A 23104-nucleotide genomic window follows, 5' to 3' on the forward strand; every position below is an offset into this window, starting at 1 on the left:
TTTTTATACTTCCAGAACAGCGTTCTCGGTTCCGGCATAGTCGTTCCATTGAAAACGATCAGCCTCTTCATCGTTGGTGTAGGCACCATCAATCAAGTATCTGAACTCGTATGAATTCTCATTGGGAAGCTCAAAGGTTCCCTTGAAGGTTCCATTTTTCAACTTTTTTAAAGTGCTCCCTTTGGGATTCCAATTGTTGAAATCACCCACTACAGCCACTTTGTCCGCCTCCTCTGCAGGTACTGTAAAAGTCACCTTGCAAACAGGCTTGCTTTTCAGGTATTGCTTCTTTATTGCCATGGTACTAAAATTAAATCAAGAACAAAACAATAGATAAAACCGCTTATTTACAATAAGTTAAGTTCGATTTATCAAATTGATAAAATGCTCCTAACAATAGGATTACTTTGGCAAAATTAGCAGATTGTTTTTTTCAAAAAATGATTTTGGTCATTCACGATTTCAACAGCTGGGCAATGGCCTCAATTTCGTCCTCGGTATTGTAAAAATGAAAGCTTAATCGAATACCTCCTCCACGTGGTGATGCAACCACATCTTCTGCAGTAAGCTTGTTGAACAGTTTCTGATCTCCCTTAATATTGAAGATTGTGCTATGCTGCTTTCTTTCCAGCACGCTTTGTTCCAGAAGTCCCATTTCTGAAAAGGCCATTTTGGCTTTATTGGACAATTTTTGCAAATGGGTTTGAATATGTTCCAGGCCTATTTCATCTAAAAAGTCAAGTGAAAATTCTAAACTTCCAAAATTTAAGGTATCCAAGTGGCCTGGCTCCAAAAATTTACAAAAGGGAATGCTGTCGCGTTTGGATTGGTCGTTGCTCACAGAGCCGTTACCAATACCTTTTAGCTCAAATTGCCCCATTACGGCTTCCTTGACCAGAAAAAAGGCATTGCCGTAGCCGGCCAACAACCATTTATAGGCACTGGCGCCCAAAATATCGAATCCCGATTTTTCAAAATTGAATGGCTCGGTACCACAGAACTGGGTGCCATCACCAATAATCAATAGGCTGGGAAAGTCTTTTTTCAGTTCTTTCAAAAAGTCAAGATCAATCTTTACTCCACTTATCCATTGCACCACACTTAGGGCCAATACATCAATGCCTCCTGACTTCACTCTATTATATATATTTTCCTCCATGTTTTCATCGATGTCCACATACTCCCTATTGAAGTTTCGGGTCTCAAAAGGCCAGTTAACGGAAGGGTAATCTTTTTGGAGCAACAAGACTTTTTTATCCTTGGAGAGTCCATCCAAAAGCATATTGAATCCTAAAGTAAAGTTGGGAACCAACGCAACATGGGTTGGCTTGCAATGAAAAAACTTTCCAACGGTTTTCTTGATTTCCGGAAGATGGGCAAATGCCTTAACCTTCATATTGCTGCCCCCAATGAGAAAGTCCAAATCATGCCCTTGTCGCCACTCCATAAGATCTTCACTCAAAAGACCTGCAGAGGCTGTATTGGCATAGATACATTGATTTAGGACAGGAAATTTTTTTCTTAGACTTTGCATTGCTGAGGTATTGGGTACAATTCGGTTATCTTTGTTGTTAAAGATAGCCATTCCATGTTGTCCTTTGGTAAAAAGAAAAAGACAGAAATAGACTTGGAGCAACACGAACTGCTGGAGAATGCCCAAAAACGCATTAAACAGAAGAAACGGTTGTTTTCCCATGTGGTCCTATTTTTAATCGGAAGTTTATTTTTGGTCCTGACCAACAAAATCCTGAAATACGGTGAGCCCTATGATTGGTCTATCTGGGTCATTCTATTTTGGGCTTTTTTATTGGTCATGCATACCTTCAATGTTTTTGTCACCCACAAGTTTATGGGACAGGATTGGGAAAGAAAGCAACGTGAGCGCTTGGTGGAGCAACAAAAAAAGCGGATTGCTGAAATCCAAAAGGAAATTGATACGGATTTTCCATTGTCCAAAATCAATAAAAAAAAAGAGCTGTGAAGCGACTCATCATCATAGCCGCTGCCGCAGAGAACAATGCTTTGGGGAAGGACAATGATTTGGTCTGGCACCTTCCAGATGATTTTAAGCGCTTTAAAGCACTTACCACAGGTCATAAAATTATTATGGGCCGAAAGACGCTGGAAAGCTTTCCAAAACCCCTTCCCAATCGGGAGCATATTGTCATTACCCGAGACAACACCTACACCCCAAAATTCCCGTGTACGGTAGTACATTCCATTGAAGATGCCATTGATTTGGTGGGCGATACTGAAACTGCTTTTATTATTGGTGGAGGCGAAATTTACAGGCAATCCATGCCTTTGGCCACGGATATGGAACTCACCAGGGTACACGGAACTTTTGAAGCGGATACTTTTTTTCCAGAAATCAACCTAAATGAATGGGAGTTGATAAAAGAGGAACATCATCCGAAGGATGACCGACACCAATACAGTTTTACGTATTTGACGTATCAGAAGAAATAAAGCTAGAAATCCAGATATAAAATTTCAGCTTTGTCATCATCCACTAGGTTCCGCAAGACTTCAATACCTTTATTGGAGTAAAATAGATATTCCCCATCAATGTCCTGTGAATTTAAAAGGCTATTTGTTTCCAGAATTGCCTTGGTTTGCCGTGCTACGGCTTCACCGGAATCGATTAGGGTAATGTGCTTTGGAAGAATATCATTGAGCAAAGGAATGAGATACGGATAGTGGGTACAGCCCAGTACCAAACAGTCTATATTTTGATCCAACATAGGCCTAATAAAAGAGAGAAGCAAGCCCCGAGTGACGATGGAATTGATTTGTCCGGTTTCAATGAGTTCCACCAGACCTTTCCCTTCCTGTTCCACCACGGTGATTCCTTCGGCAAATAATTTTGAAGTATTGTGGAAAAGACCACTTGACAAGGTCCCCTTGGTGGCCAAAATCCCAATTTTTTTAGTTTTGGTCTGAAGTGCGGCCGGTTTAATGGCTGGTTCTATACCTATAAATGGAACGTCATAATTGGCGCGCAAATAATCAATGGCATTGGTAGTAGCCGTGTTACAGGCCACAACAATGAGCTTACAATTTTGCTCCATCAAGAACTCTGTGTTCTTTATGCTGAGTTGAAGGATTTCCGCTTTAGATTTTTCGCCATAGGGGGCATTGGCGCTATCGGCCAAATAGATGGTATCTTCATGGGGCAACATTTTTTTGATTTCCTTCCAAATGGAAGTTCCCCCTACACCAGAATCGAAAATGCCAATGGGTGCTTGCATGTCCAAAAATAGAGACTTAAAATTTCATGGAACAAAAAAACCGCTTTCTCTTTGGAAAAAGCGGTTTGTAAGATTGTAAACTATTGTTCTTAGAAGCCCAATTCTTGTTTAACGGCAGGTAAAAGGTCTTTTCCTTTTGCCACGATCAAGCTCAATCCTGGACTGGCATCGATTACATAATCGAATCCTTGGGCGGCTGCAACTTTTTCAATGGCATTTTTAGCCTTATCTGAAATAGGAGCGAACAACTCTTGCTGCTTTTTCTGCAATTCTTGCATGGCAGCTTGCTCAGCTTCTTGAATATTCTTTTCGAAACCTTGAAGTTCCAATGCTCTTTCCTCATTCTCTTCCTTAGTCTTGGAAGTGGCTTCGTTAGAGTATTGGGTATACTTATTTTTAAGTTCTGTCATTGAACTTTCTATGTCTGCTCTGTACGTTTCCTGCAATTTTTTCAACTCGGCCTGTGCAGACTTCATCTCCGGCATTTCAGACAATAGTTGCTGTACATTTACGTGTGCAACCTTGCCCTGTGCATTTACAAAACCCGTAGCCGCCACAAACAATACTAGGGCCACAGCGATTCTTTTTACATTTTTCATGATTCTACGTTACTATTTTGATGTTAAATTTAGTGCTCCACTATTTACTGTTGTATGGAATCCTTTTGTTGTTCTTGCGCTTTTTCACGCTCTTCCAATTTGGCCTTGCGTTTGGCCTCGCGCTCTTCCAATAATTTTTTTCTTCGTTCCTCGTAGGCTTTTTTGCGTTCTTCCCTAAGCTTTAACTGCTCAGTTCTTCTATCTTCCACTGCTTGGGCGTTGGCCTGTTGTATGGAATCTGTTCTCTCTTGTCTTTCTTTTAGGGCATCACTGATGTCATCTTCTCCTTCTTCTTCAATAAACTGTTCCAACCTATTTTGCTCTTCTTGCTTTCTGTTGGAGGCACTTACTTTTCTGGTCCGCCCTATCTCTCTTAAAACCAAGTCACTAATATCGTGCCTTTTTTCGGAGTACAACATTACAACATCTGCCGATTTATCAAAAATAAAATCGTATCTTTTATTGCCTCCTATTTTTTGGACTTCATTGAACACTTGGTCCTGAATGGGCTGAATCAACAGCTTTTTTTGCAGTACCAAATCCCCTTGGGGGCCAAAGCGGTCTTGCTGATAGTCCAACATTTCCTTTTCCAAAATCTGAATCTCCTCCTCCCGTTCGGTGATGAGTTCATCAGTGAGCAGTACTTTTTCTGCCATTAAATCTTTCTTCATCTGCTCAATGACACTTTGCTTCAGCTCAATTTCTTTCTTCCATTTTTGCGCTTTGGCTTCCAATTGCTCGGTGGCATCCCTGTATTCTTCCACATTTTCTAGGATATATTCCATATCCACATAACCTATGCGCACTCCCCTTTGGGAAAAGCCATAAAAGGATGTCATCAAAACAAGTAATGACAAAAGAACTTTGGTATTCATCTTTATCCGCTTTTACATAGAAAATATCGTGCCAAAATAACTAATTAATTTAAAATGAGCTATTTATAAAATTACAAAGCCACTATTTTCCTTTGATTAAAACTGCTGCCCGATGATGAAGTGCGTTTGCCAGCCACTTGGTCCCACGGATCCAGGTTGGGCATCGGTATCGAAGCCATAACCAAAATCAATTCCCAAGAGACCGAATGCCGGCATAAAAATACGTAGCCCCACTCCGGCAGATCTTTTTAATTCAAACGGATTAAACTCACTAAAATTGTTGAAAGCGTTTCCTGCTTCCAAAAATGACAGCGCATAAATGGATGCGGAAGGCTTAAGCGTCAACGGATATCGTAATTCCAAAGAGAATTTATTGTAAATGGTTCCCCCATCCCTTTCCAGGTTACCGGTAACCGGGTTGGTACTGTAGGGCGTTAAGGAACTATTCTCATACCCCCTTAGCTGAATCACATCCCTACCATCCAGCGTAAAGTTTCCAAGACCGTCACCTCCCACAAAGAAACGCTCAAAGGGAACACCTCCAATATCATGGTTATAACTACCCAAGAAACCGAACTCTGCATTGGTACGTAGTACCAGTTTGTCCACCAAGGTGGTATACCAATCTCCTTTGAACTTAATTTTGTAGAATTCCAATAGTTTAAAACGCTCTTCTTCCATTCGCTCCAAATCGTTACTTAATTGGGCAAATTCCAATTGTTCGTCTATATCGGTAGGGTTGGGGCCAATCTCAAATAATCTTTCGGTAGCCGCATCTATATCCTCTTTGAGTTGTTTGTAATCTTTTGAGCTGAAAAGGGAATATGGCGGCGTAAATTTAGCAGTAAGCTCAAAATTGGAACCCGACATTGGAAATATCCTGCTCGGACCCTGAGAACTCCTGGACAATCCAAAAGTGTAGCTCAAAGAATTTGAACTACCATTACCAAAATTAAAAAGACCGCTGTTGTAGTTATTAAAGTCGTACAACTGATAGCTCAAGGCATGGGATACGGTAAAATAATCATCGGGCCACTGCACTCTTTTGGCCAAACCTGCCGAAATCCCGGTAATGGCAAATCCTCTATCCTTGTCCACATCAATCCTTCCCCTACTGTTAAAATCGGTGGCAAACTGTTGGGTTCTTGATAGCGAAAGATTAAAACGTACGGGTTTTTTACCCCCCAGCCATGGTTCAGCAAAATTTAAACTATACACGCGGAAGGTTCTACTAGCCTGCAAACGAAGGGAAAACGTTTGTCCATCACCCATGGGGACCGGTTTGTAGGCCTCCCCGTTAAAAATATTCTTTAGCGAAAAGTTGCTGAAAGAAAGCCCCAAGGTTCCAATGAAACCTCCTCCTCCAAAACCACCTTGCAGCTCAATTTGGCTCGAACCTGCTTCAACAAGACTGTAGTTTACATCTACTGTTCCCTCATTGGGGTTAGGGTTTTGAATGTCTGGTTTTATCTGCTCGGCATCAAAGAATCCCAATTGGCCCAATTCCCGTATACTCCTAACCAAGTCATCCTTACTGTATTTTTGACCAGGTCTGGTGCGCAATTCCCTAAAAATTACATGGTCATTGGTTTTGTCGTTTCCTGTTACGGTTACGTGGTTCAAATAGGTTTCCTTACCCTCTATAATTCGGATTTCGAAGTCAATAGTGTCGTTCACTGCAGACACCTCAACAGGGTTGATGCTGGAAAACAGATACCCGTTGTTCTGGTACAGGTTGGTTAAATCATTGGCATCGGGTTTGGAGTCATCGGCAATTCGTTCTTTCAACAAAACACCATTATAGGTCTGTCCTTTTCTAATTCCCAGAACTTGGCTCAATTGTCGGTCTGTATACACCGAGTTCCCGACAAAATTGATATCCCCAAAGTAATATTTGTCCCCTTCCTCAACTTTTATCTTTAGATCGATGTTCTTTTCATTGACCCTAACAAAAGTGTCAGATAGCACCCTGGCATCCCTATAGCCTCTCTCCGCATAGGTGTCCACCAAATTGGAAAGGTCTTCTTCGTAGTCTTCCGGTATGTATTTGGACTTTTTCCAAAATCGATAGATTTTTTTCTTCTTGGTATTTTTTAGTGATTTTCTGAGTCGCTTGTTCGAAAGTTTTTCATTTCCTTCAAAGACAATTTGTCTAATCTTTACCTTCTCACCCTTATTGACATTGATCACCATATTCTCGGTATTGGTGGCCGAGGTGTCAGGGGCAGTGGCTATGTTCACTCTGGCGTTGAGATAGCCTTGTTTTTTGTACTTGTTTTGAAGGTAGTTTCTGGTATTGGCAATCAAGCTTTCGGTAATCTTCTTGCCTTTCTTAAGATCGGTGTCGTTGATAATATCCTCAACCTTGCGCTTTTTCACCCCATATACCGTAACATTGGCCAAGGTGGGACGTTCGGTTATGTTCAATTCAAGGAAAATCTTATCATCCTCAATATTGGTGTAGTACATCTCCACATTGCTGAACAGCTCCAGTCCCCACAATTTCTTGATCACTGCACTGATTTCATCACCGGGCACGGTAATGGGTTGACCCACACGCAGACCCGTATAGGTTTTAACCGTCTGCTCATTATAACTTTGCAGGCCGGTAACCGTGAGTCCTCCCAAAATGTATTGCTTCCCATCCTCAAAAGGGATGTCCTGGGCAAAGCCCTGGATGGAGAAAAATAATAAGGGAAGAAGTAATTTTAGGTACGGTTGTATGCAGTTTTTTATACCTCTAATTGAGTTGTTCGCTAGTTTTTCCAAATCGTCGTTCTCTATTTTGGTAACTTAATATTGCCTCTACCAAATGATGCTCTCTAAAATCAGGCCAAAATACATCAATAAAATATAATTCAGCATAAGCAATTTGCCACAGTAAAAAATTGCTTATCCTATGTTCACCACTGGTACGGATAAGCAAGTCCACATCTGGCAAGAAATGCGTGTAAAGATGTGTATTTATAACGGCTTCGTCAATATTTTCCGGTGAAATTATATTATTTTTAACTTTGGTACTTATCTCTTTTATGGCGCTTTTTATCTCATCCCTAGAGCCATAGCTAAGCGCCAGTGTAAGAATCATGCCTGTATTTTTTGATGTTTTTGAAATGACCTCAGAAAGTTCCTTCTGTGCTTTTTGGGGCAAAGAATCAATCTTGCCAATGGCTTTTAGCCTAATGTTATTCTTGTTTAGGGTTTCCAACTCCTTACGCAACGAAGCAACCAAAAGCTTCATCAAGGTCTGTACCTCAACTTTGGGACGGTTCCAGTTTTCTGTGGAAAAGGCATAAAGGGTGAGACATTGAATTTGAAGTTTGGCACAATTTTCAACTGTGTTCCTTACTGCCTCCACTCCATTTTCATGTCCAAAGACACGGAGTTTTCCGCGTTGTTTGGCCCATCTTCCATTACCATCCATGATGATGGCAATGTGTTTTGGCAGTTTCTCTTTGTTAACTTCGTCTAGCGTATGCATTTTATTGAAAACAATCCTGGCAGGGCTTTCGTCCAAAGGTATACGTCAATGTAAAACCTGTGAAAACATACCAGTCATCGCTCAATATATTGCCGAATCTAAATTGCTCAAAATTGGAACCCTCGGGGTTACTTGCGTCCAAATTGTCCGTAAATGTATACCTGGCTCCAATTTCGGCGCCAAGAATCAGGAATTGATTTAACCGATACTTTGCCCCAACCGTCATTGGAATTGCAAAACTACCTTCTTTTTGGTTAATATCCTGCACTTGAAGGGCATCAAAATACATAAAATCGTACCTAAAATAGGTAAAACCCGTGTAAAGATAGGGTGTAAAGGCGGGTCCGAGCTTATGAAGATTATATTCCACAAAGTTAAATTCCAGGCCTAAAGACGCTTCTAGGATGGAATTGTCCATTTCATAGCCTCGTTGTTGACGGGATTGCATGTGCGATTTGGAATCGTCTGCCGTAAAATCACCATACAAAACGCTGGCACGCCACGCATACCTTTTGCTCTTATTCCATTTAAAGACACCACCGAATGCCGGACCAGATGGCAGGATATAATTGGTCCGTCCTACATCCCCAACCATATTGGCCCCGCCAGCAAAGATTCCTATCTCATAGGTTTGTGCACTGACCTTGAGCATACAGCACAAAAAAATAGCCAAAACTATTCGCATACTATCCAAAAAATTTCACGTATTAAGAGTAAAGGAAAGTCAATAAGTATACTGTTATGATTGTTCTCCTTTGTTAAACAGTTTTTAGTCCCATTTATTGTTTTTGAACCGTTCAATTCCTTCGATCTTCCCCCCAGAGCAATTTGTTGCGAAGTGTTTTTAAGAAGCTTTCTGATGTATACTCAATCATTTTAATGGTAAAATTGGACTTTTTTATTTTGATTTCTTTTCCATTGGGGATATCGGCAATTCTGGAATCCAATGAGACCAAATGGGTCTGTTCCCTTCCGGAAACCCGTAGCCGTATTTCTGTATCGTCTGAAATGACCAGTGGCCGCGCATTAAGATTATGGGGAGCTATTGGGGTGAGCACCAATGCTTTTGCTGATGGGGCAATCACTGGGCCACCACAACTCAATGAATAGCCCGTGGAGCCTGTTGGCGTGGAAACAATGAGTCCATCGGACCAATAGGATGTAAGGTATTCATTGTTTAAATACGTTTCAACTGTAATCATGGAGGTGGTGTCCTTACGACTAACCGTCACTTCGTTCAAGGCAAAGTTGAGCCCGTTGAACTCGTCTAAATCGGAATTGAGTTCCACCTCTACCAAGGTGCGTTCTTCCACGGTATAATGTCCTGACACAAATTCAGTCACCAACTTACGGACGCTTTCCTTTTTAAAGGTGGATAAAAATCCAAGTCTCCCTGTATTTACCCCCACAATGGGAATACCATAATCCTGTATGTAGGTGACTGCGCGCAACATGGTACCGTCGCCCCCAAAACTCACGAACATATCAAAGGTGGAATCCAATCCTTCGGATTGCGAAAACGTACCTTTAAAAAGGTCTTTGGAAAAACCGGATACCAATTGAATGAATTTTTCTTCAATGTAAACTTCAGCGGTTATCTTTTGGAGTTCATCCAAAAGTTCCAACATACAGGTTCTGTCCTCGTCCTGAAAAGTTTGACCGTAAATAGCGACCTTCATGCTAAACGTTAAGGTATTTTTCCAAATAATCTGACCGCTGTTTTAAGTCTTCCAAAAACTGGTCGTCACTATTTCCAAAGACAATGGTGTAGTTATATCGCCTAAAGGTCTGGGCCACCTCATTGAAATTTTGGGAACCTATTTTCAAGGTGATCTCCACAATGTCATTTTCCAAATTGGTAATAAAGGCTCCCAACAGCCGTGCATTATTACTTTCAACGATTTGGGCTATCTCACTGAAGGAATAATCCTTTATCCCGATGGATATCACCAAAATGGCTCCCGGCTCCTTAAAAAAAGGAGTATCTATAAACATACCCACAATATCCTCTAGGTCATAATAGCCGGAAATCACTTGGTTTTCATCCAGAATCGGCAAAATATTGGCCTCATTTCTAGAGAACATCTCCAACACATCCAACCACGAAGTTTCCTTGGTCACAAAAAAGTTTTCCATCTCAAACCGAAACTCCTCAATCTTCTTGTCCGGTTCAAAACAAGCAAGGTCATTTTCAGACAACAATCCCAAATAGGTTCCATTTTCAGTGATGGCCACATGGGAATAGGTAGTCTCTTCAAAAAATTGAATGACATCCTTTAAGGTCTCCGATACCTCAAAAACGGGAATGGTGGTTACAATTTGGTTTTGAATCTGCATAGCATCTCTGTTAGGTGCAAAATACTAATTTTAAATCGCAAAAGGCGTGCCTAATTCTTATTTTTGCCAATCTAAAAAAGAACTCCATGACAAAGTTGAGTGTCAACATAAATAAACTGGCTACTTTACGAAATTCGAGGGGTGGCAACGTGCCCAACCTTATAACCTCAACCCAAGACATTGAGTCGTTTGGGGCTCAGGGCATTACCGTCCACCCTAGGCCGGATGAACGCCATATTCGCTACCAAGATGCCCGTGACCTAAAAAAAGTGGTCACCACAGAATTCAATATTGAAGGAAATCCAATTCCCAATTTTATTGATTTGGTGCTCGAAATAAAGCCCACCCAGGTGACCTTGGTCCCCGACGCAGAGGATGCCATTACCTCCAATGCAGGTTGGGATACTCTTAAACACAAAGATTTTTTGGTGGATGTTATCAAAACCTTCAAGGAAAATGGCATACGCACTTCCATTTTTGTGGACCCCAATGTTGAGATGGTAGAAGGCGCGGCTGAAACCGGAACAGATCGTATTGAACTCTATACTGAAAGCTTTGCCCACAAATTTTCGCAAGGCAAAAAAGAAGAAAGCATTCAACCCTTTATTGATGCTGCCAATAGGGCACATGAAGTGGGCTTGGGCATCAATGCCGGACATGACCTCAGTTTGGACAACATCAAGTTCTTTAAGGAGAATATTCCCAATCTGCTAGAGGTATCCATTGGTCATGCTCTAATCTGCGAGTCCATTTATTTGGGGATAGAAAATGTAATTAATATGTACCTACACCGTCTGAAATAACCTATGGAAGTATTGCATTCAAAAATACTGGGAGAAGGAAAACCATTCATTATCCTACATGGGTTTTTGGGGATGTCGGACAATTGGAAAACCTTGGGCACCCAATATTCGGAAAACGGGTTCCAAGTACATTTGGTAGACCAGCGCAATCACGGAAAAAGTTTTCATTCCGAAGCGTTCAATTATGACCTATTGAGTGATGACATCATCAACTATATGAACCATCACAATATAGATTCTGCTTTTGTGTTGGGGCATTCCATGGGCGGAAAAACGGCCATGCAACTGGCCACTTCGCATCCGGATAAAGTCATTAAATTAATGGTGGCCGACATCGCCCCAAAATTTTACCCACCTCACCATCAGCCCATTATCAACGCCCTAGCTAAATTAGATTTTGACCAAATTTCCGGCAGAAAGGAAGCTGATGAGGAACTTTCCCATCACATCAGGGATTTTGGCACAAGGCAGTTTCTGCTCAAAAACCTCTACTGGGTTGAAAAAGAAAAATTGGGATTCCGTTTCAATTTTGAAGTGCTTAAAGACCGAATGGAGGAGATTGGCGAGAATATTTTCCCCAACGCCGTTTATGAGGGTCCTACCCTTTTTATCCGTGGAGACCGTTCCGAATACATTCAACCCAGTGACTTTACAGATATTAAAAAGCACTTTCCCAATGCAACCATTGAAACCGTGGATAATGCTGGGCATTGGCTACATGCAGAAAACCCCAAGCAGTTTTTTGAAAAGACCTTCAGCTTTTTAAATTCATAAAATTTGCCTCCTTTTATTATGCATGCATAATTTTTTTGCCTATTTTATTGTCTGAATAACAAATTTGACCTAGTTTTGGTTAACCTCGGTTTAACCATAAGTTTAACATAAGCTAACTCAAACAGATTTTGGATATGAAAAAGTTGTATGCCTTACTCCCCTTTTTAGGCTTATTCTTGATGGCATGTGAAGAAGATACTACCCCAATCGATAACACACCAGACCCCGTTGAATATACTGCTGGAACAGCGGATTTCTCAAATTATGTTGCCGTAGGAAACTCCCTTACCGCCGGCTTTTCGGACAATGCCCTTTTTATGGCGGGCCAAGAGGCCTCTTTTCCCAATATGTTGGCTGCCAATTTTGCGCTAGTGGGAGGAGGTTCCTTTGAAATCCCCTATATGGCGGATAATCTAGGAGGCGCAACCATTGGTGGCGAAACAGATGCCAATATGGATGGCTCCCCTGATATAGGTAATCGATTGATTTTGGCTTTTGCGGCCAGTGGGCCTGCTCCCACTCCCGTTTCCGGACAGGGAAGTACCGAGATTACCAATAAACTATCTGGGCCTTTCAACAATATGGGGGTTCCAGGTTCCAAAAGTTACGAGCTTTTGGCTCCGGGATATGGTAGTTTAGCTGGATTGGCCGTAGGAGCTGCCAACCCCTATTTTGTGCGGTTTTCATCAGGAGAAAGTGCAACCGTAATTGGGGATGCCGTAGCCCAAAATCCTTCATTTTTTACACTTTGGACGGGGGCGAACGATGTACTGCTTTATGCCACGGGTGGTGGTACAGGGGTAGATCAAACCGGAAACCTTGACCCAAGCACCTATTCTAGAAGCGATTTAACAGATCCCAACGTATTTGCTGGCACACTTGATGCCATTCTTCAAGCTATGACAGCCAACGGAGCCGATGGAGTCATTGCCAATTTGCCCAATGTAACGGATATCCCCTATTTTACAACAGTGCCGCACAACCCTGTTCCTTTGGATGGAGCCACCGCTGAGTTGTTAAATGGAGCTTATGGAGCCTATAATGCAGGGTTGGCCCAATTACAAGGACTAGGAGCCATTACAGCAGATGAATTGGCCCAAAGAACCATTAGCTTTTCCGCAGGGGAAGGAAATGCTGTGGTCATCATTGACGAAGACCTTACCGACTTAACAGGGTTCAATCCCGCTTTAATTAATATGAGACAAGCCACAGCAGAAGATTTAATGGTATTGACCTCACGTACCTTTATTGGTACTTTGGCCAATCCCGCCGATCCTACTTCCATAAATGGAGTTGCAATTCCACTGGCAGACAAATGGGTATTGACCCCCGAAGAACAAACAGCCGTGGAAAATGCGCTTACCGCATACAACCAGACCATTGCGGCCTTGGCAACAGCGTACGACTTGGCTTTTGTTGATGCCAATGCATTGTTGGGCGAATTAAAAGAAAGTGGCTTTTTACAAGCCGATGGAAGCGTGGTCACCGCAACTTTTGCTACTGGAGGTGGATTTTCACTTGATGGTGTTCACCCAGCACCCAGAGGCTACGCCATACTGGCCAATGCCTTTATAGAGGCTATAAACGAAAAATACGGTTCCAATTTACCTGGGGTAAATCCCTTGGATTATACTGGACTGTACATTAACTAAACAACGTTTTATTTATTACCTTAAAGGCACCGTAAACAACGGTGCCTTTTTTATTTTAAAAATCTAAAACCTCATTTTATGAAACTGATCTTAAAACTTTTATTGAACGCTTTAGCCGTTGTTGTTCTTTCCTATATCCTTCCGGGTGTTGGTGTGGATTCCATGGTCACAGCTATTATCGTTGCGGTGGTATTGAGCCTTCTCAACTTCATTGTAAAACCAATTCTTGTCATACTAACCCTTCCCATAACCATCGTTACGCTAGGCCTCTTTCTTCTGATCATTAACGCAATTATTATTCTCATTGCGGCCAATGTCATTGATGGCTTTCACGTAGTGAACATTTGGTGGGCCTTAATTTTTAGCCTTTTGCTCTCCTTTTTGCAGTCCATCTTGCATTCCATTCTTAAGGAAGATGTCTAGAATGTATTTTAGTTTGACATTCAACGCTTTAAAAAGTTGCTGCCAAACCAAAAATGCATTACTTTTGCCACCCATTTTTGAATAGCAAATTAGGCAGGAGATGAACATTACTAAAGAACAGATTGACGATCTTAATGCAGTTGTAAAAGTCGCCATCAGTAAAGAGGACTATCAGGATAAAGTAGAAAAAATCCTAAAAGACTACAGAAAACAAGCCAATATCCCCGGATTCCGAAAGGGCCAAGTTCCCATGGGACTTATCAAAAAACAGTATGGAAAAGCTGTTTTGGTGGATGAGGTGAACAAACTATTGCAGGACAATCTGAACAAATACCTTACCGAGGAAAAATTGGATGTCTTGGGCAATCCGCTACCCAAACAACAAGAAAATTTTGATTGGGACAACGATAATCTCGATTTTGAATTTGAATTGGGACTGGCACCGAACTTTGATGTTAATTTGAAAACAAAAAAGGCCGTTACCCAATACAAAATCGTTGCCGACAAAAAAATGATTGAGGAGCAAGTGGAACGTATCCAAAAGCAATACGGTAAGTTGGTTTCAAAAGAAGAGGTGGGCAAAAAAGATGAAGTAACCGGTTTCTTTGCCAATGAAGAAGAGGATATTGACCACAAGACCACTATTGAAATCAGCAATATTAAAGGCAAAAAGGCAGTGGATGCCCTAGTTGGAAAAAAAGTGGGAGACTCTGTTACCCTTTCCACCAAAGGTCTTTTTAAGGAAGACTACCTTTTGTCAAGTGCGTTGGGAATTGCCCGTGACAAAGCGGACAAATTGAATATCGACGTTACTTTCACCATTGAGGAAATCAATGAAAGAGAACCTGCCAAACTAGATCAAGAGTTATTTGATAAACTTTTTGGCGAAGGCAAGGTAGCTTCTGAAAAAGAGCTGAAAGATAGAATCAAGGAAGATTCTGAAAAACAGTTTGAGCAACAATCCGATCAGAAATTGTTGAACGACATCACTGAGAAACTTATTGATGACACCAAATTTGAGCTTCCTGCTGAATTTTTGAAAAAATGGATTCAACTCAGTGGCGAAAATGTGCTTTCTGAAGACGAAGCCAAAGATGAGTACGAAAAATCGGAAAAAGGACTTCGTTACCAACTCATTGAAGGTAAAATCATTCAAGAAAATAACCTTCAGGTGCAATTTGATGAATTAAAGGAGTTTGCCAAAGGTTTTATCAAATCCCAAATGGCCCAATATGGCCACATGGACCCACAAGAGGAAGAGTTGGAGAACATTGCTACACGCGTTTTGGGCAATCAAGATGAGGTAAAACGCTTATCGGAACAATTGATGAGCCAAAAACTATTGGACCTCTATAAAGAAAAGGCCAATCTTAAGGTAAAAGAGGTCACTTATGACGACTTTGTCAAAGAGGCGTATAGCTAACCTTGGGCTAAAAGAAATATTAAGTATCTTTACGGTGCCGAAAAGCTAATTTTTCGGCACCTTTTTTTTAAGAAAAATTGAAAGAAATCCTATGGATTACGGAAAAGAATTCAAAAAATATGCTACCCAGCACCATGGCATAAACAGCATGTACTATGATCAAATCATGAGTACCATGTACCCCATGAACATGACGCCAAACATTATTGAGGAAAGACAATTGAACGCCATAGCCATGGATGTTTTTTCTAGATTGATGATGGATCGCATTATCTTTTTGGGAACGGGCATCAATGATCAGGTAGCCAATATTGTACAGGCCCAATTATTGTTCTTGGAAAGTTCCGATGCCTCCAAAGACATCCAGATATATATCAACTCCCCAGGTGGAAGTGTTTACGCTGGATTGGGAATTTATGATACCATGCAGTTTATCAAGCCTGATGTGGCCACCATCTGTACAGGTATCGCAGCATCTATGGCCGCGGTATTGCTCTGTGCAGGAGAAAAGGGAAAACGAAGCGGTTTGACTCATTCCAGGGTAATGATTCACCAACCCCTTTCTGGAGCGCAAGGCCAGGCCAGTGATATTGAAATTGCTGCAAAAGAGGTTCTCAAGATTAAAGAGGAATTATATCAGATCATATCGAAACATTCTGGTCAGTCTTACGACAAAGTATATGAGGACAGTGACCGAGATTACTGGATGAAGGCTGAAGAAGCCAAAAAATATGGTATGATCGACGAAATTTTGGTCAGGGAAAAATCGTAAAGAATTACAATTAATTACATATCAACTACTTGAATTAGAACAAATTCATTTTTTTTACGTTATTAGTGGTTGAATCATGAGCTAGAGATATATGGCAAAGGAAAACTTGGAATGTTCATTTTGTGGAAGGAAAAAGCCAGAGACCAATTTATTGATTGCAGGTCTTGATGCCCACATTTGTGATAGATGTATTGAACAAGCCCATAGTATAGTTGCGGAAGAATCCAAACAATCCAAAAATCAAGATCTTTCATCAGAGTTGGTTCTTAAGAAACCTGTGGAGATAAGGGATTTCTTGGACACCTTCGTGATAGGACAAGAACGCACCAAAAAAGTAATGTCCGTAGCTGTATATAACCATTACAAAAGACTTTTACAGCCCAAAAGCAAGGATAACGATGTTGAAATCCAAAAAAGTAACATCGTTATGGTTGGGCAGACTGGAACGGGTAAAACATTGATTGCTAAGACTATAGCTCGAATGCTCAACGTACCATTGGCCATTGTGGATGCCACTGTGCTCACCGAAGCAGGATATGTTGGAGAAGATGTGGAGAGTATCCTGACCCGTTTGTTACAAGCTGCCGATTATAATCTGGAAAAAGCGGAAAGAGGGATTGTTTTTATTGATGAAATCGATAAAATTGCCCGTAAGAGTGACAACCCATCCATAACCCGGGATGTTTCGGGCGAAGGCGTACAACAAGGACTCCTAAAATTATTGGAAGGAACCACAGTGAATGTTCCACCAAAAGGGGGACGTAAGCATCCTGACCAAAAGTTCATTGAAGTCAATACAGAAAACATCCTTTTTGTGGCGGGTGGTGCCTTTGATGGCATTGAACGTATCATTACCAAACGTTTGAATATGCAGGCAGTAGGCTACGCCGCCTCCAAAGCCGAGGATAAATTGGACAACCAGAACATCCTGCAATATATTATCCCAAAAGACCTTAAGGAATTTGGACTTATTCCGGAAATTATTGGTAGGCTTCCTGTGCTTACGCACATGGATCCTTTGGATGCGAAGACCTTACGTGCCATCCTTACCGAGCCCAAAAATGCCATCATTAAGCAATATGAAAAGCTTTTTGCCATGGATGACATTACGTTCACCATTACGGAGCAGGCCTTGAACTATATTGTTGAAAAGGCTGTTGAGTATAAACTGGGGGCCCGTGGACTTCGCTCACTCTGTGAGGCTGTTTTCACTGACGCCATGTTTGAACTCCCTAGTAGTGATGAAAACGAGTTCAAGGTCACCAAGGCTTATGCCGAGGAAAAACTTTCCTACGAAACCATCAAGAAATTAAAAGTAGTATCCTAAGCTTAGACCGCTTTTTTGGTTACTTGCTCCAATAATTCCAAACTAACCTGGGAGATGATTTTCTCATCAGAGTACAAATGGTGGCCAAAATTTGGGACCACTGCAAAGTCAACTCCTATTTTTTTGGACCACTTTGCCGTTGGTTTAAATTCATCCAGCTCGCCATAGATTAAATTTAAAGTGGCTTTTGGTTTTTGGTCCTCCATCCGAATTCGGGTTGCGGAAATGGCCGTTAAGGATTTCATGGGTAGGCCTTTCAAAGCCGCTTTGTAAGCTATGGTCCCTCCCGTGCTAAAAGCCAAATAGTGGCTAGGTACCGATTCTTTTTTGAGCAAATGAGCCACTGCGGTATCTATTCCTCCTTCCACAAAGGCCTTGTGAACATTCTCTTCGGTAGATACGGGAACATCTATGTCTCCCAATTGTTGACAATCGTAAAAAACAATATCATAATATTGCTGTAAGTACCCAAAGTAGGAGGCTATCCAAAGGCCTCTTTTGGTTCCCCACATGTCTGAGATAACAACTAGTCTTTCTGCCATGATTGTAATGGTTTAGTGTTTATTTAAAAGATTTGATGAGGGAAATTTCAGTAATAATGATAGAATCACCACTTTTTTTTGTTTAAAGGAAACGTTTGTTCGATAAAACGTTCAAACTTACGAAAACGTTTTCGTAAACTCGTGTTTTATTGTACAAGTTGCGCATTAATCTTTATAAATAGCTGATTTTTAAGGTGTAAACAATACACCAACCACTGTTAGTTCATTTGAAGCAGCTCATCGATATAGTCCCGATTGTTGGACAATCTTGGAATCTTATGCTGACCTCCCAGTTTGTTCTTGGACTTTAACCAGTCGTGAAAAAGATTCTTTCGTGCCACATGCACTTTGGGCATTTTTAGGGTGATGTTGTTATAACGTTTGGCCTCATAATCCGAGTTGAGTGATTTTAGGGCATTGTCCAAAAACTCGGTGAAATAGGCCACATCCTCTGGTGGTTTCCTAAACTCAATGATCCATTCATGCCCCCCCTTTTCGCTTCCGTTCATAAAAATAGGGGCCGCCGTATAATCCATAATCTCGGCATCGGTCTTTTGACATATCTGTTTCAATGCCTCCTCGGCATTTTCAATGATCAACTCCTCTCCAAAAACATTGATGTGGTGTTTGGTCCTGCCTGTAATACGAATCCGGTATGGATCTTTTGAGGTAAACCGAATGGTGTCCCCAATCTTATACCGCCACAATCCGGCATTGGTGGTGATCACCATGGCATAGTTGACTCCGGTCTGCACTTCCCAAAGCGGGATAGCATCTTTTTCATCCCCCTGGGAATCCATGGGGATAAATTCGTAAAAAATGCCATAGTCCAACATCAACAAAAGCTCATCAGAATCATTTCGATCCTGAATCCCAAAAAATCCTTCAGAAGCATTATAGGTTTCGTAATAATTGAACCGCTTTCTGGGCAACAGCTTTTTATATTGATTTTTATATGGCGTAAAGCTCACCCCTCCGTGAAAATACACCTCCAAATTCTCCCAAACCTCAAAAAGGTGGTTTTTCCCGGTTTTTTCCAACACTTGGTTCAGCAACACTAGCATCCAAGAGGGAACACCTGCCAAACTGGTCACATTCTCGCGAATGCTTTCCTCAATAATGGCCTCCAGCTTGGACTCCCATTCGCTCATTAAGGAAACCTTATTGCTTGGAGTGCTGCTATACTCGGCCCAAAGCGGCATATTATCAATCAAAATAGCGGAGAGATCGCCAAAAAAAGTGCCATTATCCTCGTAAAGTTCTTTGCTTCCCCCCAAACGAAGACTTTTTCCTGTAAACAACTGTGAGTTTTCATTATTATTCAGATACAGACACAACAAATCTTTACTCGATTTATAATGGCAGTCTTCCAACGCCTCCATACTCACAGGAATAAACTTACTCTTAGCATTGGTGGTACCGCTGCTTTTGGCAAACCATTTTATGGTCGTGGGCCAAAACAGGTTCTGCTCTCCCCTACGGGTACGCTCGATCAAAGGAGCAACATCCTCATAGCTCACTATGGGCACCCGGTTTCGGAACTCCTCATATTTTGGGTTGTCCTGAAAACCATATTGCTTCCCGATCATGGTGTCCTTTGAAAAATCCACCAAATGCCGCAACACCTCATCCTGAACGTCCAAAGGATACTTCAGAAAAAGCTCTATTTGATGATATCGCTTCCGTAAAAGCCAAGAAGCGATGGAATTGAATAATGGTATTGGCATTTTAGGTATATTTAACCAAGGAATTTAGTTTGGTGCAATAGCTAAAATAGCTTTTCTCGCATTCATTTTCAAATCGATAAAAAACAATAGTTCCAATATGCTTTACGAAGGAGTCTTACGCAAGATGCAGACCGAAAATGGGAAACCCATCCAGTACTATTTGATCTTTGATACCGGTTTCTTGAATGTGAATCAAGCGTTGGATAAGGAACTGCAGATTGATTTCATTAAATACCAATGCCTCAATTGTGGCGAGGACAGACCCGTTTATCGACAAGGATTCTGCAAAACCTGCTTCTACGAAACCCCACATGCCGGCGATTGGATCATGAAACCTGAGTTGAGTACGGCCCACTTGGACAAGGAAGATCGAGATTTGGAGTTTGAGAAAAAAATGCAGTTACAACCCCATATCGTCTACCTCGCCAACTCCAGTAATGTAAAAGTGGGAGTGACCCGAAAATCACAGGTCCCCACCCGATGGATAGATCAGGGAGCCCACGAGGCCATTGAAATTGTGGAAGTGCCCAACCGCTATTTGGCCGGAATTACCGAAGTGGCCCTAAAAGATCATGTGAGTGACAAAACAAGTTGGCAGAAAATGCTTAAAAATGATATTGAGGACCTGGACCTGATTGAATGGAGGGCCAAGCTAAAACCCTATATCCCGGAAGAAGCCGCCAACTATTTTATTGAGGATAATTCGGAGACCAATTTGGAGTTCCCGGTTTTGAAATACCCTGAAAAAGTAAAAAGCCTGAACCTGAGCAAAACGCCAAGTTACAAAGGAGTGCTTAAGGGCATTAAGGGACAATATTTGATTTTTGAGGACAATACCGTTTTTAATGTTCGTGGCAATGAAGGCTATTATGTGGGGATAGACATACATTAAGACCTAAACCAGTCTTGACAGTAAAAAAAGACCCTTAAGGTCTTTGCTTTTAATAACCAACCAAAACCAAACTGGATGAAAAAATTTCCCAATGCTTTCGTCATACTCATTGCTGTCATCATTTTTGCCTGGATTCTTACGTACGTTGTTCCACAAGGAAGCTATCAACGCTTAATTGATGAGGCCACTGGAACGACAAAAGTCCTTAACGATTCCTACCAATCGGTCACTTCAGAACATCTCTCTGTATTGGATTTGATTCTCTCCATTCCAAGGGGAATTATTGGGCGGGCAGATGCCATTGTCCTTATCTTATTAATTGGGGGTTCCTTTTATGTCATAGAAAAGACTGGTGCCTTTAACCAAGGCTTAACTAAACTGGTCAAAATCTTGGAAGGAAAGGAGACCTTGGCCCTAATCCTAGTTTCGGCTCTTTTTACCGCTGGAGGCGTAACCATTGGTATGCAGGAAGAAGTCATTGCCATGATTCCCATTTTGCTTTTATTCGGGAAAAGCCTGGGGTATAATACGTTCACCATCTTACTCATGAGTTATGGATCCACGGTTATTGGTAGCTCATTTAGTCCTTCCAACCCCTTTGCAGTGCTGATTGCCCAAAAAGAAGCAGGGCTTCCCCTGCTATCAGGAAGTGAATTTAGACTTGTGGTTTTGGCAGTAGCTTTTGTAGTATGGACAATCTTTATTATTCGATATGCAAATAAGAACAGAATTGAGAAAATAAAGATGCCTACAGCCCATGAATCCATGACCGTGAGAAGCAAAATCATATTATCGCTACTGGGGTTAACTTTCTGTGGGGTTATTTATGGCCTTCTGTTCTTGAATTGGGATTTCAATGAAATGTCTGCCTCGTTCTTTGCTTTGGGCATCGTGGCCGGACTCATTGGTAAACTAGGAGTCAACGGTACTGGAGAAAATTATATAGAAGGATTTAAGGAAATGATGTTTGCCGCCATCATCTTGGGCTTGGCGAACAGTATTTCATTGATCTTAAAAGAGGGTATGATCATGGATACCATTGTGTATGGACTTTTTGGGCCTTTAAAATACCTTTCTCCTTCGGTCTCTGCTGTCTCCATGATGGTTGCCCATTCCTTTTTGCACTTTCCGGTACCCAGCTATTCAGGTCAAGCGGTGTTGACCATGCCCATTTTGGTACCGCTTTCCGATTTGATCGGATTATCCCGACAAGTTTGTGTATTGGCGTATCAATATGGTGCTGTTATCGCCGATATGATCGTACCTACCAACGGTGCACTCATGGCAGTCTTGGCTCTTTGCAACATCCCCTATAATAAATGGCTAAAGTTTGCACTTAAACCTACATTGCTCATTTTATTGATTGCTGCCCTAGCTTTGGTTACTGCTGTGGCAATAGGTTACCAATAGAGTTAAAAAATAGTTAGATTAGTTTCGAAAAACCAACCAATACGTATGCTCAAGCTCTTCAGAAAAGTTAGAAAACAGTTGATCGCTGAGAAAAAATTCCGCAACTACCTTATTTACGCCATTGGTGAAATTTTTCTGGTGGTCATCGGAATCTTAATCGCTTTAGCCATTGATAACGCCAACGACAACCGAATCAAACGGGAGAAAGAGCAAGTCTATCTTAAAGGCTTAAAGGAAGAATTTGAGACCAGTAAAATAAAACTCGAAGAATTAATTGGTTATAACAAAGATAGCTATGAAGCCGCTGTTACCATTGTTGACCTCATGGATAAGCAGGAACCTCCTTCAGAAGAAAAGTTATCTGAATTGTTCGTTACTGCTTTTGCGTATGATATTTTCTTCAACCCGAACAATTCCCTGCTGAATGAAATGATCAACTCAGGCAGTCTTAAGGATATTTCCAACGACACCCTGCGGATTCAACTGACCAATTGGATTTCTTTCATTGATGATATTGCAAATCAAGAAAAAATGCTTGGCGAAGAACGAAATAATACCGTCAATGTGTTTCGGGATGAAGGCCATAGTATCCGTACCATATTGGATTATACCGGCATGTCCGAAAAATTGGGAATCCCCAACAGCAAAAATCCTGTTAGTAATTTAGGTGCCTTGGAATCCATTGCCTTTGAAAACAACATTCTATTGTTCATCATTACAAGCCAATCCACAGAAACGGAACATTACAATCCCTTACTAATGAGTTTGAATTCCATATTGGAAAACATCAACAATGAAATAAAGGAATAAAAAAGG

Annotated in this window: 24 protein-coding genes; 12 read left to right on the top strand and 12 right to left on the bottom strand. The window is 41.3% G+C overall.

Annotated features, from left to right (window positions below; genetic code table 11):
- Positions 1-3 precede the first annotated feature (3 nt).
- Together J0X14_RS10765 and J0X14_RS10770 are read right to left on the bottom strand one after the other, a co-directional pair.
- On the bottom strand, positions 4-300 hold the full coding sequence (locus J0X14_RS10765) for an isoamylase early set domain-containing protein (protein WP_207097785.1): 297 nt from the start codon (positions 298-300) through the stop codon (positions 4-6).
- A gap of 154 nt (positions 301-454) precedes the next feature.
- Positions 455-1585 (bottom strand): aminotransferase class V-fold PLP-dependent enzyme, encoded by a 1131-nt coding sequence (locus J0X14_RS10770; RefSeq protein WP_242527998.1) that lies wholly within the window; start codon positions 1583-1585, stop codon positions 455-457.
- 3 nt (positions 1586-1588) lie between these two features.
- On the opposite strand from J0X14_RS10770, the gene J0X14_RS10775 reads away from it, so the two are divergent.
- Together J0X14_RS10775 and J0X14_RS10780 are read left to right on the top strand one after the other, a co-directional pair.
- The gene (locus J0X14_RS10775) at positions 1589-1981 is read left to right on the top strand and encodes a 2TM domain-containing protein (protein ID WP_207097786.1); all 393 of its coding nucleotides are present in this window, start codon (positions 1589-1591) and stop codon (positions 1979-1981) included.
- A complete protein-coding gene (locus tag J0X14_RS10780; RefSeq protein ID WP_207097787.1) occupies positions 1978-2469 on the top strand; it encodes a dihydrofolate reductase in 492 nt (163 codons plus the stop codon). The genes J0X14_RS10775 and J0X14_RS10780 overlap by 4 nt, the downstream gene beginning before the upstream one ends.
- A 2-nt stretch (positions 2470-2471) precedes the next feature.
- On the opposite strand, the gene murI is transcribed toward J0X14_RS10780, so the two are convergent.
- The 8 genes from murI to J0X14_RS10820 all read right to left on the bottom strand — a co-directional run bounded on the left by murI (position 2472) and on the right by J0X14_RS10820 (position 10543).
- Entirely contained in the window at positions 2472-3251 is a 780-nt protein-coding gene (gene murI, locus J0X14_RS10785) for a glutamate racemase (RefSeq protein WP_207097788.1), read from the bottom strand.
- An 89-nt stretch (positions 3252-3340) separates the two neighbouring features.
- Positions 3341-3850, bottom strand: a complete 510-nt coding sequence (locus tag J0X14_RS10790) for an OmpH family outer membrane protein (protein WP_207097789.1) — start codon at positions 3848-3850, stop codon at positions 3341-3343.
- A gap of 44 nt (positions 3851-3894) precedes the next feature.
- A complete protein-coding gene (locus J0X14_RS10795) occupies positions 3895-4725 on the bottom strand; it encodes an OmpH family outer membrane protein (protein ID WP_207097790.1) in 831 nt (276 codons plus the stop codon).
- 96 nt (positions 4726-4821) lie between these two features.
- Complete coding sequence (gene bamA / locus J0X14_RS10800; protein WP_207097791.1) at positions 4822-7494, bottom strand: outer membrane protein assembly factor BamA; 2673 nt, start codon at positions 7492-7494, stop codon at positions 4822-4824.
- Positions 7466-8206 carry an isoprenyl transferase gene (locus J0X14_RS10805; RefSeq protein ID WP_207097792.1) on the bottom strand — a complete coding sequence of 247 codons (741 nt, stop codon included), beginning with the start codon at positions 8204-8206 and terminating at the stop codon, positions 7466-7468. The genes bamA and J0X14_RS10805 overlap by 29 nt, the downstream gene beginning before the upstream one ends.
- Before the next feature lies 1 nt (position 8207).
- On the bottom strand, positions 8208-8891 hold the full coding sequence (locus J0X14_RS10810; protein WP_207097793.1) for a DUF6089 family protein: 684 nt from the start codon (positions 8889-8891) through the stop codon (positions 8208-8210).
- A gap of 112 nt (positions 8892-9003) precedes the next feature.
- Positions 9004-9885: an NAD kinase gene (locus J0X14_RS10815; protein WP_207097794.1), complete on the bottom strand. Its 882-nt coding sequence runs from the start codon at positions 9883-9885 to the stop codon at positions 9004-9006.
- Between the two features lies 1 nt (position 9886).
- Positions 9887-10543, bottom strand: a complete 657-nt coding sequence (locus J0X14_RS10820) for a CBS domain-containing protein (RefSeq protein ID WP_207097795.1) — start codon at positions 10541-10543, stop codon at positions 9887-9889.
- An 86-nt stretch (positions 10544-10629) separates the two neighbouring features.
- Between J0X14_RS10820 and J0X14_RS10825 the strand changes: the two genes are divergently transcribed.
- The 7 genes from J0X14_RS10825 to clpX all read left to right on the top strand — a co-directional run bounded on the left by J0X14_RS10825 (position 10630) and on the right by clpX (position 17717).
- Positions 10630-11346, top strand: a complete 717-nt coding sequence (locus tag J0X14_RS10825) for a pyridoxine 5'-phosphate synthase (protein ID WP_207097796.1) — start codon at positions 10630-10632, stop codon at positions 11344-11346.
- A gap of 3 nt (positions 11347-11349) precedes the next feature.
- Positions 11350-12120: an alpha/beta fold hydrolase gene (locus J0X14_RS10830; RefSeq protein ID WP_207097797.1), complete on the top strand. Its 771-nt coding sequence runs from the start codon at positions 11350-11352 to the stop codon at positions 12118-12120.
- Positions 12121-12254: 134 nt separating this feature from the next.
- Positions 12255-13772: a G-D-S-L family lipolytic protein gene (locus tag J0X14_RS10835; protein ID WP_207097798.1), complete on the top strand. Its 1518-nt coding sequence runs from the start codon at positions 12255-12257 to the stop codon at positions 13770-13772.
- A gap of 78 nt (positions 13773-13850) precedes the next feature.
- Positions 13851-14195, top strand: a complete 345-nt coding sequence (locus tag J0X14_RS10840; protein WP_207097799.1) for a phage holin family protein — start codon at positions 13851-13853, stop codon at positions 14193-14195.
- A gap of 100 nt (positions 14196-14295) precedes the next feature.
- Positions 14296-15618: a trigger factor gene (gene tig, locus J0X14_RS10845; RefSeq protein ID WP_207097800.1), complete on the top strand. Its 1323-nt coding sequence runs from the start codon at positions 14296-14298 to the stop codon at positions 15616-15618.
- A gap of 91 nt (positions 15619-15709) precedes the next feature.
- Positions 15710-16390: an ATP-dependent Clp endopeptidase proteolytic subunit ClpP gene (gene clpP, locus J0X14_RS10850; RefSeq protein ID WP_207097801.1), complete on the top strand. Its 681-nt coding sequence runs from the start codon at positions 15710-15712 to the stop codon at positions 16388-16390.
- 91 nt (positions 16391-16481) lie between these two features.
- Complete coding sequence (gene clpX, locus J0X14_RS10855; RefSeq protein WP_207097802.1) at positions 16482-17717, top strand: ATP-dependent Clp protease ATP-binding subunit ClpX; 1236 nt, start codon at positions 16482-16484, stop codon at positions 17715-17717.
- A 2-nt stretch (positions 17718-17719) separates the two neighbouring features.
- On the opposite strand, the gene J0X14_RS10860 is transcribed toward clpX, so the two are convergent.
- Positions 17720-18259, bottom strand: coding sequence for a hypothetical protein (locus J0X14_RS10860; RefSeq protein WP_207097803.1), 540 nt, complete (start codon positions 18257-18259; stop codon positions 17720-17722).
- A gap of 218 nt (positions 18260-18477) precedes the next feature.
- Positions 18478-19986 (bottom strand): GH3 auxin-responsive promoter family protein, encoded by a 1509-nt coding sequence (locus tag J0X14_RS10865; RefSeq protein ID WP_207097804.1) that lies wholly within the window; start codon positions 19984-19986, stop codon positions 18478-18480.
- A gap of 97 nt (positions 19987-20083) precedes the next feature.
- On the opposite strand from J0X14_RS10865, the gene J0X14_RS10870 reads away from it, so the two are divergent.
- The 3 genes from J0X14_RS10870 to J0X14_RS10880 all read left to right on the top strand — a co-directional run bounded on the left by J0X14_RS10870 (position 20084) and on the right by J0X14_RS10880 (position 23098).
- Positions 20084-20878: a DUF2797 domain-containing protein gene (locus tag J0X14_RS10870; RefSeq protein WP_207097805.1), complete on the top strand. Its 795-nt coding sequence runs from the start codon at positions 20084-20086 to the stop codon at positions 20876-20878.
- Between the two features lie 75 nt (positions 20879-20953).
- The gene (locus tag J0X14_RS10875) at positions 20954-22288 is read left to right on the top strand and encodes a YfcC family protein (RefSeq protein ID WP_207097806.1); all 1335 of its coding nucleotides are present in this window, start codon (positions 20954-20956) and stop codon (positions 22286-22288) included.
- A 45-nt stretch (positions 22289-22333) separates the two neighbouring features.
- On the top strand, positions 22334-23098 hold the full coding sequence (locus tag J0X14_RS10880) for a DUF6090 family protein (protein WP_207097807.1): 765 nt from the start codon (positions 22334-22336) through the stop codon (positions 23096-23098).
- Positions 23099-23104 lie beyond the last annotated feature (6 nt).

Source organism: Allomuricauda sp. CAU 1633, from assembly GCF_017313225.1.
In the GTDB taxonomy this organism is placed as follows: Bacteria; Bacteroidota; Bacteroidia; order Flavobacteriales; family Flavobacteriaceae; genus Flagellimonas.

Coding starts and splice junctions, on each gene's coding strand:
- J0X14_RS10765 (WP_207097785.1), bottom strand. CDS start 300: ATGGCAATAAAGAAGCAATACCTGAAAAGCAAGCCTGTTTGCAAGGTG.
- J0X14_RS10770 (WP_242527998.1), bottom strand. CDS start 1,585: ATGGCTATCTTTAACAACAAAGATAACCGAATTGTACCCAATACCTCA.
- J0X14_RS10775 (WP_207097786.1), top strand. CDS start 1,589: ATGTTGTCCTTTGGTAAAAAGAAAAAGACAGAAATAGACTTGGAGCAA.
- murI (WP_207097788.1), bottom strand. CDS start 3,251: ATGCAAGCACCCATTGGCATTTTCGATTCTGGTGTAGGGGGAACTTCC.
- J0X14_RS10790 (WP_207097789.1), bottom strand. CDS start 3,850: ATGAAAAATGTAAAAAGAATCGCTGTGGCCCTAGTATTGTTTGTGGCG.
- J0X14_RS10795 (WP_207097790.1), bottom strand. CDS start 4,725: ATGAATACCAAAGTTCTTTTGTCATTACTTGTTTTGATGACATCCTTT.
- J0X14_RS10805 (WP_207097792.1), bottom strand. CDS start 8,206: ATGCATACGCTAGACGAAGTTAACAAAGAGAAACTGCCAAAACACATT.
- J0X14_RS10810 (WP_207097793.1), bottom strand. CDS start 8,891: ATGCGAATAGTTTTGGCTATTTTTTTGTGCTGTATGCTCAAGGTCAGT.
- J0X14_RS10815 (WP_207097794.1), bottom strand. CDS start 9,885: ATGAAGGTCGCTATTTACGGTCAAACTTTTCAGGACGAGGACAGAACC.
- J0X14_RS10820 (WP_207097795.1), bottom strand. CDS start 10,543: ATGCAGATTCAAAACCAAATTGTAACCACCATTCCCGTTTTTGAGGTA.
- J0X14_RS10825 (WP_207097796.1), top strand. CDS start 10,630: ATGACAAAGTTGAGTGTCAACATAAATAAACTGGCTACTTTACGAAAT.
- J0X14_RS10830 (WP_207097797.1), top strand. CDS start 11,350: ATGGAAGTATTGCATTCAAAAATACTGGGAGAAGGAAAACCATTCATT.
- J0X14_RS10835 (WP_207097798.1), top strand. CDS start 12,255: ATGAAAAAGTTGTATGCCTTACTCCCCTTTTTAGGCTTATTCTTGATG.
- J0X14_RS10840 (WP_207097799.1), top strand. CDS start 13,851: ATGAAACTGATCTTAAAACTTTTATTGAACGCTTTAGCCGTTGTTGTT.
- tig (WP_207097800.1), top strand. CDS start 14,296: ATGAACATTACTAAAGAACAGATTGACGATCTTAATGCAGTTGTAAAA.
- clpP (WP_207097801.1), top strand. CDS start 15,710: ATGGATTACGGAAAAGAATTCAAAAAATATGCTACCCAGCACCATGGC.
- clpX (WP_207097802.1), top strand. CDS start 16,482: ATGGCAAAGGAAAACTTGGAATGTTCATTTTGTGGAAGGAAAAAGCCA.
- J0X14_RS10860 (WP_207097803.1), bottom strand. CDS start 18,259: ATGGCAGAAAGACTAGTTGTTATCTCAGACATGTGGGGAACCAAAAGA.
- J0X14_RS10865 (WP_207097804.1), bottom strand. CDS start 19,986: ATGCCAATACCATTATTCAATTCCATCGCTTCTTGGCTTTTACGGAAG.
- J0X14_RS10870 (WP_207097805.1), top strand. CDS start 20,084: ATGCTTTACGAAGGAGTCTTACGCAAGATGCAGACCGAAAATGGGAAA.
- J0X14_RS10875 (WP_207097806.1), top strand. CDS start 20,954: ATGAAAAAATTTCCCAATGCTTTCGTCATACTCATTGCTGTCATCATT.
- J0X14_RS10880 (WP_207097807.1), top strand. CDS start 22,334: ATGCTCAAGCTCTTCAGAAAAGTTAGAAAACAGTTGATCGCTGAGAAA.